The sequence below is a fragment of the Paracoccus sp. IB05 genome (genome assembly GCF_016405985.1).
GTDB lineage: Bacteria > Pseudomonadota > Alphaproteobacteria > Rhodobacterales > Rhodobacteraceae > Pseudogemmobacter.
In genome coordinates, this window is sequence record NZ_JAEFCF010000038.1 from 18,603 (window position 1) to 28,529 (window position 9,927).

Consider the following 9,927-nt stretch of genomic DNA (forward strand, 5'->3'; position numbering starts at 1 on the left):
TCCCGGTCAGCCCTTTTCCCATTCGCGACTCAGGATCGCGTATTGCATGGTGTTCTCATAAATCGGCTCGCCTGCCGCATCGCTGCTGAAGGTGACATATTCGACGAATGTCCCCTCATGCCGCATCCCCAGCCTTTCGCAAAGCTGGCGCGAGCGGGTGTTATGATCCTCGACATAGGCATAGAGGCGGCGCGTGCCTGCAGTGCTGAAGAGGTGATCGAAAAGCGCCCGCGCCGCCTCAAGAGCAAAACCCCGGCCCGCGAAGGCCGGGTTGAAGTTCCAGCCGGCCGAGACGGTGTCGGGCTCTTCCGCTTCGGGATGGGCGAAGAGATCCCCGATCAGCTGACCGGAACCCTTCAGCGCAACCGCGATCTGCTGGTCATCGCCGCTGCGCGCCACCGCATCCGCACGGGCCGCCGCCAGATCCGTAAGTTTCAGGTCCAGAAAGCAGCTGGATACGGGTGTGTGCAGATAGGCGAACAGCCGCTCTGCATCACCCTCCTGAAAGTTGCGCAGGATGAGTCGTTCAGTCTCGATCGGCTGCATGACACATGGCTCCATTGCGGCGCGTGCCGCTCAGTGTGCCGGCGATCCGGCGGGTTTGCTGTAACTGGCGAGGGCGATGTAAACCACCCCTGACAGGATCAGGATCAGGATGGCCGAGGTGCTCAGCAGTACGGAATGGGTCTGCGTGAAGGCAGCCTTTCCGGCCTCGATCAGGGCGGCACCCTGCGCGCCACCCAGTTCGCTCGCCACGATATAGCTGTCGCCGATGCTGCGGGCGGCCTGCTCTGCGAGAGCGGGCGGCAGACTCGCGGGCAATTCGATTGCGTGGCTGAACACGCCGGACATGAAGACGCCGAAAAACGTGATGCCGAGGCCGGTTCCCAGCTCGTAGCCGGTGGCTTCCAGTGACCCGGCAGCCCCACCCCCTTGCTGGCTTCGACCGAACCCATGATCGCGATGGACGAGGCCGTCAGCCCGATACTGAGCGTCAGGCCAAGTACGGCCAGCGCCGTAGGCACGGTAAAGCCGGGGTCGTGGAAGTCGCTCTGCGCGATATAGGCAAGCGCCGCTGCGGCAAGGACCAGCGAGAGGCTGGCAACCCGCCGCAGCCCGAAGTGATTGGACAGATAGCCCGCAATCGGCCCGCCAATGGCCGCCGCCGCCATGATCGGGATCATGAAGATCCCGGCCTGAAGCGGGGTCTTGCCGAGAACATATTGCAGTTCCTGCGCCAGCGTCAGCTCCACCCCCGCCAGTGCGCCGGTGGCGACAATCGCCATGATCAGCCCGGCGACGATGGCGGGGTGCGACAGCAGCGACAGGTCCAGCATCGGCTCGGGCGACCGCAACTGCTTGCGCGCAAACAGCGCCAGCATCGCAATGCCAAACACCAGCACGAGGGTGATCACCGGCCAGGCGTGCTTGCCCCCGAACCCGGCCTTGATGCCGTAGACCATGGAAATCATCCCCGCGATCAGCAGCAGCGCCTGACCGATGGCCCATTTCCCGGGCACCGTCAGCTCGTTGCGAGGCAGCAGCAGCCAGCAGGCCGGGGCCACGATCAGCATGACCGGCACGTTGATCAGGAAGACAGACCCCCACCAGAAATGCTCCAGCAGCGCGCCGCCCACCAGCGGGCCGAGTGCCGCCCCAGCAGCGCCGACGGTGCCCCAAAGCCCAAGTGCCATTGCGCGCTCGGCGTCATCCTCAAAGGTTTTGCGGATAAGGCCCAGCACGCAGGGCATGATCATCGACCCGCCAAGCGCCAGCATGACCCGCGCCCCGATCAGCTCTGCCGCGCTTTGCGCGAAGGCAGCCCAGGCCGAGGCCATGGCAAAGATGACCAGCCCCGTCAGCAGGATCCGGTGGTTGCCGACCCGGTCGGACAGAGTGCCCATCGGCACCAGAAGGCCCGCCATCAGCAGCGGATAGATGTCGATGATCCACAAGACCTCGGTCCCCGAGGCGCCCAGGGCCTGGGTGAGGCGGGGTACAGCGACATGCAGGATTGTAATGTCGAGAACGACCGGCAAGAAGGCCAGCATCACCGCCAGCAGGACAAGCCAGCGTTTCGGATCAGGTGGAGAGACGGACATGGGAAACCTACGGATTCGATTGCAGTCGCCGATATAAATACATACGTATGTAATTCAATTGAAATGTAAGTGAGCCATAGGGAAGATGGGCAGAAAACCGACAATCAGCCGTGACAGATTACTGGATCTCGCTGAAGAGATCGTGCGCCATGGCGGCGGAGCCGCGCTGACCATCGGCGCGCTGGCGCAGGCGGCGGGCATCTCGAAAGGGGGCGTGCAATATTCCTTCGCCAGCAAAGACACGCTGGTTCGCGCACTGATCGACCGCTGGACCAGCCAGTTCGACGCGCTTCTGGGCGATGAGCCGGGGGCGGACCCGGTCAGCTTCGTCCGGCACTACATCGCGGTGACCCGGCAATCGCAACAGGCGATGAACGCCAAGATGGCTGCGCTGATGGTCAATTACCTCGAAGACCCCGCCACCCTGCGAGAAACCCGCTACTGGTATCACGGGATCTTTGCCCGCCTCGGCGGACCATCACTCGAAGCGCAGGCGGCGCGGGTGGCCTTCCTTGCGGTGGAAGGCCTGTTTCTGATGCGGATCAATGGCATAGATGAAGACGGCACCTGGACCGGAATGCTCGATGATGTCGAGGCGATCCTGTCCCGCGTGACGGGTTAGCCCCGCGCGCGGGTGCCCACCGGATGCTGCGAGCGGAAGCCGACGGCAAAGCGGTTCCAAGCGTTGATCGTATTGGTGATGAGGGTCAGCTCCACTCGCTCCCGCTCATCAAAGACTTCCGCGAGGGCCGCGTAATCCGCATCAGGCGCGCCGGTGCTTTCCAGACGGGTCAGCGCCTCGGCCCAGGCCAGCGCGGCGCGCTCGCGTGCATCAAAGGCGGGGCTTTCGCGCCAGGCCGACAGAACGTCCAGCTTTTGCTGCGGGACACCCGCCGCGCGCGCCTCGGGCGCGTGCAGGTTCAGGCAATAGGCGCAGCCGTTGATCTGCGACACACGCAACTTGATCAGCTCACGCAGGATCAGCGGGATCGAGACCTGGTTCGTCGCCTCATCAAGCGCCATCATCGCCTTCATCACCTCTGGCGCGGCGGCGTAATAGTTCATCCTGACAGACATGCTCATGACTCCCTGAAACCTGGAGGCCGGGCGGCGGCCCTATTCCACGCGGTTCCCCCTATCAGGGGAAAAGGCCCCCGTCATCCGCATCGGGCTCAATGGTCAGCGAGATATGGCGCGGCCGCGTCAGCGCGACAAGCCCCGCCTCGACCACGTCGCGGCTGGTGGCGCGGGCGTCTTTCCCGCGAGTTTCGACCTCGTCCCAGTCCTGCTGGCCCGGCAAAACCTCGTCCAGATAGGGCGGGTTCACCTGGAGCGAGCGGAACCTGCTGCCCCTGAACGCCTGAAGCCATCCCTCGGCCAGCGCGACCTGGCCGCGCTTGGCGGCATAGAAGGGTACCGATACCGATTGCAGCGCCGCATTTGGCAAGCCGCTGATCGAGCCGATCGTCAGAACATCTGGCTCCTCCGAGTTTTCCATCAGCGGGTGCAGCCCCTGGAAAAGCAGAAAAGTGCCCGAAATCGCCGCATTGATAACCGCAAGCACCTCGTCCAGGGCATAGGACCCAGACCAAGCCTCCAACCACATTGCGCCATTGTTGATCACGATAGCGACCCGCGATGTGAGGCTGGCAATCGTTGCAACACATGTCTCGACAATGTTTGCATCGGCCAGATCCAGCGCAGAAAGCCTAGGTGCGCGCAGAACGTGCAATCACCATGTCGCGAATGTCTGAATGGTCGGCATCCCTTCTGCCGCAAAGAACAAGCTCGCACCCCTCTTCCGCAAGTGACAGGTCGAACGCCGCGCAAAGACCCCTGCCTGCGCCAGTCACCCCAACGACTTTCTGGTTGAGACTGGTCATTATGTTCCTCCGGTTTCCGCACTGCCCGGGCATCGCATTGAACAGAAACGGTAAAGCTCTCGTGATGTCTCTGGGCAGATCTCCATCATTCCTCCACCAAGTCTTGCTGCAATCTGCAGGAATTGCCATCAGATGCCCGAATGGAACAATCAGAAGGCCGTGGTGACTGTGCGGAAATGGATTTGGCGCGGCAGTCTGGCGCTTGTGGCAGTTGTGGGGATCTGGGCCCTTGTCCCGCGCGAGGCGGAACCGCCGCCGCGGTTGACGACCAAAGTGGTCCTCGGCAGTATCGAAGATGCGATCACCGTGCAGGGCGTGATCGAGCCGGTTGAGGTGGTGGCCGTGGGCGCGCAGGTCTCGGGCCAGATCCGGGTTTTGCATGTGAAGCCAGGCCAGCAGGTCAGCGCCGGCGATCCGGTGGCCGAGATCGACAGCGCGCCGCAGCAAAACGCGCTGGCCGCTGCCGAAAGCGGGCTTGCCGCCGCCGAGGCGCAGCGTGACGCACAGGTCGCACAGGCCCGTCAGGCAGAACTGACCTTTCGCCGTCAGCAGGAACTTCTGAAAGGCCGCGCCACCTCGACCAGCGATTTCGAACAGGCCGAGGCCGCCTGGCTGGCCGCCAAGGCCAATATAGCCGCACTTGAGGCCCAGATCACCCGCGCCCGGATCGAGGTTGAAACCGCGCGGGTCAATCTTGGCTATACTGCGATCACCGCGCCGATCAGCGGCACCGTGATCGCCATCGCAACCCGGGCGGGCCAGACGCTGAGCGCGGTTCAGGCCGCCCCGACCATCGCCGTCATCGCGCGGCTCGATCAGATGACAGTCAAGGTCGAAATATCCGAGGCCGATATCGCCCGGGTGACCCCGGGACAGGATGTCTGGTTCACCCTGATGGGTGGCGATCAGACCCGCTATGAGGCGCATTTGGCCGAAGTGGATCCGGCCCCCACTGCTTATCTCGCGCAGCTGACCGCCGACGCCAGCGCCACCCAGACCACTCGCCCGGCGATCTACTTCAATGGCCGTTTCACCGTCCCGAACCCGGATGGGCGGTTGCGCCCTCTGATGACTGCCGAGGTGCGGCTTGTGCGGGCGCAAGTCAGGGATGTTCCCCTGATCCTTGTATCTGCGCTCGGGGCTGCAGGGCCGGACGGCGCCTATGAGGTCGAGGTAATGACAAGGGCTGGCCCGGTGGTGCGTCAGATCCGCACCGGATTGAGTGATGGGGAACGGGTTCAGGTGCTCGAAGGCCTTGCGCCCGGCGATGAAGTTGTCCTGCCTGTCAGTGACGTGGCCCCGATGGAAATGGGCCTGTGGTAAGCGCCCCTCTGATCGCTGTCGAAGACATCACCCGCAGCTTCCGGCTGGGGGATCAGGTGCTGCGCGCCCTGGATGGTGTCAGCCTGACGATCCATGCGGGTGAGATGGTGGCCATCACCGGGGCCTCGGGTTCGGGAAAATCGACGCTGATGAATGTTCTGGGCTGTCTGGACCGCCCCGATGCCGGGCGCTGCATCATCGCGGGCGAGGATACCGCCCGCCTTGGCCCCGATGACCTGGCGCGGCTGCGGCGGCGCCATTTCGGGTTCATCTTCCAGCGCTATCACCTGATGCCGGGCCTGACCGCGCAGGGAAATGTCGAGGTTCCGGCGATCTATGACGGCCTGGGGACCGCCGCGCGGGCCGAGCGGGCGCGGAGCCTGCTGACGCGGCTGGGTCTTGGCGACCGGCTCAGCCACTATCCGAACCAGATGTCGGGCGGCCAGCAACAGCGCGTCTCCATCGCGCGGGCGCTGATGAATGGCGGTGAGGTCATTCTGGCCGATGAGCCGACCGGCGCGCTGGATCCCGAAAGCGCGCGGGTGGTGATGGAGTTCCTGCACGAGCTGAACCGGGCGGGCCACACGATCATCATCGTGACCCATGATATGCGCCTTGCCGCCCAGGCCGGCCGGGTGATCGAGATGCAGGCAGGCCGGATCATCGCCGACCGCAAGACCGGCGACCAAATGCCGGACCAGCCTGCGACCGGGCGGATTGCCCTGCCCGCGCGACGTGGTAATCCGCTTACGCTTCTGGCCAATGCCGGTCACATGGCGCTGGCCGCGCTGATTGCACGGCCTTTGCGGGCCATGCTGACCATGCTTGGCATCGTGATCGGCATTGCGGCAGTGGTCGCGGTGACGGCCCTTGGCGAGGGGTCTCGACGGCAAATGTCGGCGCAGCTGGACGGGCTTGGCACCGCCACGCTGGAAATCTATCCCGGCACTGGCTGGGGGGACGAAAAAGCCGACCAGTTGCGCACCCTTGTCGCAGGTGATGCCCTGGCGCTTTCGGCGCAGCCCTATGTCCAGTCGGCCTCGCCGGTGGTGCAGACCTCTGCCCGGGGGCGCGTGGGCAATCAGTCGCTGAATGTCAGCATCTCGGGCGTCGGCCCGGATTTTCTGGATGTGCGGGGCCGCGCGCTGGTTGCGGGGCGGATGTTTGATGCCTCTGATCTGGCGGCACGCGCCCCGGTCGCGGTGATCGACGCCACCACCGCCGAGCGGTTCTTTCCGGGTGGCAGCGCGCTTGGTCAAAGCCTGATGTTCGATCAGTTTCCGGCAAAGGTGATCGGCATTGTCGCGCGGAGCAGGGATGCCGGGCAATCGCTTGAGCTCTTCATGCCGCATACGGCGGTCACAACCCGGATCTCAGGCGCAGGCAGGCTGAGCGCGATTGTGGTGCGGCTGCGTGATGGCACAGATTCGGCCCAGGCCGAAGGTGCAATCACGGCGGTGATGCTGACGCGGCATGGGGTGAAGGATTTCTTTGTCTTCAACAATGATCAGCTGCGCCGTGCCGCCGAGGCTTCGCTTGGCACGCTGGCCCTGCTGATTTCCGCCGTGGCCGGGATTGCGCTGGTGGTGGGTGGCATCGGGGTGATGAATATCATGCTGGTCTCCGTGACCGAGCGGATTTCCGAGATCGGCCTGCGGATGGCGGTCGGCGCGCGCAGGCTCGACATCATGGCGCAATTCCTGATCGAGGCGCTGGTGCTGTGCCTCGTGGGGGCGGCCGCCGGGATCGGGCTGGCGCTTGGCGCGGGTTGGATTTTGCGCGATATGGCGCCGCTGGTCTTCTCGCCTCAGGCCATTCTGACGGCGACGATTGCGGCAAGTGGGATCGGCCTGATTTTCGGCTTCTTCCCCGCCCGGAACGCCGCGCGCCTCGACCCGATCGAAGCCCTGAACCGGAGCTGACATGACAAAACCCCTTGCAAGCCTTCTGGTCAGCGCCCTTGCCCTCTCGGCCTGTGCTGTGCCGGTGGAATATAAGCGCCCGGATCTGCCCGGCACCCCCGGCTGGCCTGGGGCCGAGGCCTCGCGTCATGCCGGGCAGGACTGGTGGCGCGCCTTTGGCGATCCCGGGATTGATGCGCTGGTCCAGACCGCGCTTGCCGCCAACTCCGATATCCTGACTGCCAGCCTGCGGGCGCAGCGCGCCATGATCCAGGCCGGCGAGGCGCGGGCCGCGCTTTGGCCGCAGCTTTCCGGCTCGGTCGGGGCGAACAGGAGCGGTGGCACCGAAAGCTACTCCACCAGCCTTGGCGCGAGCTATGAGCTCGACCTGCGCGGCCGCCTGCTGGCGCAGAACAACCGCGCCGCGCTGGAGGCACGCGCCAGCATCGCCGATCTGGAAACCGCGCGGGTGACCGTGACCGCCAATGCCATCGAGGCCTGGTGGCGGCTTGCCGATGCCAATGCGCGGATCGCCGAGGCCGAGACGAACCTCGCCACCTTGCGCGAGACTGCGGCGCTGGTTGATCGCCAGGTCAGTTCCGGTGCGGCCTCGGATCTGGAACGCGCCCAGATGGATCAGTCCCTGGCCGAGGCCCGCGCCCAGATCCCCGATCTGATCCAGGCGCGGGATGTCTTGCGCAACAGCCTGGTGCAGATCCTCGCGGGCAGGGAATTCTCCGAACCGACGGCCCTGCGCGTACGGGCCGCGCTTTCGATTCCGGCGGGATTGCCCGCGGATCTGCTGTCGAACCGCCCCGATCTGCGGGCGGCAGAGCTGCGGCTGCGCGCCAGCCTGCGCGATGTCGATGCGGCCAGGGCGGCGCTTTACCCGCAGATCACCCTGACCGGCAGCCTCGGCACCAGCAGCACCGATCTGGGGCGGATCCTGCGCGATCCTGCGTCGACCCTTGGGGTGGGGGTGACGCTGCCATTCCTCAATCCCGGCGCGGGGCGCCGCGCGCTCCTCGTGTCCCAATTGCAGTACGAGGAGGCCGTCGTCGCCTTCCGCCAAAGCCTGCTTGCGGCCTTCGGCGATACCGATCTGGCGCTGAAATCACGCGAACGCATTGCCGAGCGGCAAGGCCAGCTGGCCCGCGCGCTGGCAGCCGCCCGGGAGGCGGAGCGTCTGACCGGGCTGCGATATGGTGCGGGCGCGATCCCCTTGCGCGATCTATTGCAGGCACAAGAGCGCCGACGCGCCGCGCAATCCGCGCTTAATACCGCCGATCTCGACCGCCGTCTGGCCGATCTGCAACTGCTGCGTAGCCTCGGGGCCAGCCCCGAGGTCAGTGGGTAACTCGATCCTGTCCCAATCGCACCGCCAAAGGGCCGGGGCAAAGCGTGCCTGATGCCGGTCACTGCCGGATTTCAGGCACTGTCGGGAGAGCCTGCCAGTGGCCTCCACATAAACTCCACGAAACCCCTGCATTTCGTGGATGCACTGATGCGATAGCGCGCCCTGTAAAAGTCAGGGACCATGACATGACGCGCCGCAGTCTTCTTCTCGTGCTGTTTCTTGCCATGCTGGCGGGAGCAGTCGCCCTCTTCATCCTTGCCCGGCCCCAGGTTGCTGCTGGCGGAGAGGAAGGACATGAGCCCGCTATCCAGCTTTCCGTCGAACCTATCCAGCCCGAGCGTGTGGTGCTGGAGGCGGAACTCTCAGGCCGGGTTGCCGCCTATCGCCGGGTCGAGATCCGGCCGCAGGTTGGCGGGCTGATCCTGGAGCGGCATGTCGAGGAGGGGGCGAGGGTTGCCAGTGGCGCTCTCTTGTTCCGCATCGATCCCGCGCCCTTGCAGGCGGATCTCGACGTGGCCGAGGCCGCGCTTGCCCGGGCCGTGGCGGCACAGGATCACGCCCGCGCCGTCGTGTCGCGTTCTGACGCGCTTCTTGACCGCAATGCCGTCAGCCGGGAGAAAAACGACACCGCCCGCAATGACCTGCTGCTGGCCACAGCGAGTGTGGCCGAGGCCCGCGCCGTAGTCGAACGCAAGCGACTTGATCTGGAGTTTTCCATGCTGCGATCGCCGGTTGACGGTTATGTGGCGGCAGGCCTTGCGGATATTGGTGGACTCGCGACGACCGGGAGTGAAAAGCCGCTGGCGGTACTCCAGGAACTGGACAAGGTCTATATCGACCTGCGGGTGCCTGCCGCAGACCTCGACGCCTTGCTCTTTGCCGCCGAAGAGGGGCTGGGTCCGGTCCGGATCAAATCCGAGCAACCGGGTGGCATCAGCGACCTCACAGGGCAGCTGAAATATTCGGATGTGATCGTGGATCCGGCCACCGGAAATGCCTCGATCCGGGTCGAGGTCGCGAACCCGACCCTTGCCTTGCTGCCCGGAATGTTCGTGCGCGCCACCTTGCCGCGCGGGCTGGAGGCCGGGGCGCTTCTGGTCCCCGAGGATGCCGTTTTGCGCAAAGGCGACGGCACTGCGCAGCTGGTGGTCGTCTCCGATCAGGGAGAGGCGCGGCGGTGCGATGTCCGGCTCGGCGACCGGCTCGGCACCAGGATCCTGGTCACCTCGGGACTTACAGCCGGAGAGCGGGTCGCGATCCGCGGTCAGGACCGTGTTCCTGATGGCAGCACGATACAGGTCACGATCCTTGCCGCACATGCTCCGGTGACGGATGCGGTGCCTTCTGTTCCTCAGCCCTGA

The 9,927-nt window shown here is 65.1% G+C and carries 10 protein-coding genes; 5 read left to right on the plus strand and 5 right to left on the minus strand.

Going from position 1 to position 9,927, the window contains the following annotated elements:
* Positions 1-6: 6 nt before the first annotated feature.
* The 3 genes from JC607_RS19990 to JC607_RS19995 are packed head-to-tail and all read right to left on the minus strand — an operon-like array spanning position 7 to position 2,102.
* Positions 7-546 (minus strand): GNAT family N-acetyltransferase, encoded by a 540-nt coding sequence (locus JC607_RS19990; protein ID WP_198838595.1) that lies wholly within the window; start codon positions 544-546, stop codon positions 7-9.
* 30 nt (positions 547-576) lie between these two features.
* On the minus strand, positions 577-756 hold the full coding sequence (locus JC607_RS25525) for a hypothetical protein (protein ID WP_233093037.1): 180 nt from the start codon (positions 754-756) through the stop codon (positions 577-579).
* Positions 717-2,102: an MFS transporter gene (locus tag JC607_RS19995; RefSeq protein ID WP_233093038.1), complete on the minus strand. Its 1,386-nt coding sequence runs from the start codon at positions 2,100-2,102 to the stop codon at positions 717-719. Before JC607_RS19995 ends, JC607_RS25525 begins: the two co-directional genes overlap by 40 nt.
* An 85-nt stretch (positions 2,103-2,187) precedes the next feature.
* Here JC607_RS19995 and JC607_RS20000 point away from each other — a divergent pair, with 85 nt between their 5' ends.
* Positions 2,188-2,724, plus strand: a complete 537-nt coding sequence (locus JC607_RS20000) for a TetR/AcrR family transcriptional regulator (RefSeq protein WP_198838596.1) — start codon at positions 2,188-2,190, stop codon at positions 2,722-2,724.
* Here the strand turns inward: JC607_RS20000 and JC607_RS20005 are convergent.
* Positions 2,721-3,179 carry a carboxymuconolactone decarboxylase family protein gene (locus JC607_RS20005; protein ID WP_198838597.1) on the minus strand — a complete coding sequence of 153 codons (459 nt, stop codon included), beginning with the start codon at positions 3,177-3,179 and terminating at the stop codon, positions 2,721-2,723. The genes JC607_RS20000 and JC607_RS20005 overlap by 4 nt on opposite strands.
* A 61-nt stretch (positions 3,180-3,240) precedes the next feature.
* On the minus strand, positions 3,241-3,834 hold the full coding sequence (locus tag JC607_RS20010) for an SDR family NAD(P)-dependent oxidoreductase (protein WP_198838598.1): 594 nt from the start codon (positions 3,832-3,834) through the stop codon (positions 3,241-3,243).
* A gap of 283 nt (positions 3,835-4,117) precedes the next feature.
* Between JC607_RS20010 and JC607_RS20015 the strand changes: the two genes are divergently transcribed.
* From JC607_RS20015 to JC607_RS20030, 4 genes are all read left to right on the plus strand, one after another.
* Positions 4,118-5,308 (plus strand): efflux RND transporter periplasmic adaptor subunit, encoded by a 1,191-nt coding sequence (locus JC607_RS20015; RefSeq protein ID WP_198838599.1) that lies wholly within the window; start codon positions 4,118-4,120, stop codon positions 5,306-5,308.
* The gene (locus JC607_RS20020) at positions 5,302-7,230 is read left to right on the plus strand and encodes a MacB family efflux pump subunit (protein WP_198838600.1); all 1,929 of its coding nucleotides are present in this window, start codon (positions 5,302-5,304) and stop codon (positions 7,228-7,230) included. The genes JC607_RS20015 and JC607_RS20020 overlap by 7 nt, the downstream gene beginning before the upstream one ends.
* A gap of 1 nt (position 7,231) precedes the next feature.
* Complete coding sequence (locus tag JC607_RS20025) at positions 7,232-8,566, plus strand: efflux transporter outer membrane subunit (RefSeq protein ID WP_198838601.1); 1,335 nt, start codon at positions 7,232-7,234, stop codon at positions 8,564-8,566.
* Positions 8,567-8,751: 185 nt separating this feature from the next.
* Positions 8,752-9,927, plus strand: a complete 1,176-nt coding sequence (locus tag JC607_RS20030; protein ID WP_198838602.1) for an efflux RND transporter periplasmic adaptor subunit — start codon at positions 8,752-8,754, stop codon at positions 9,925-9,927.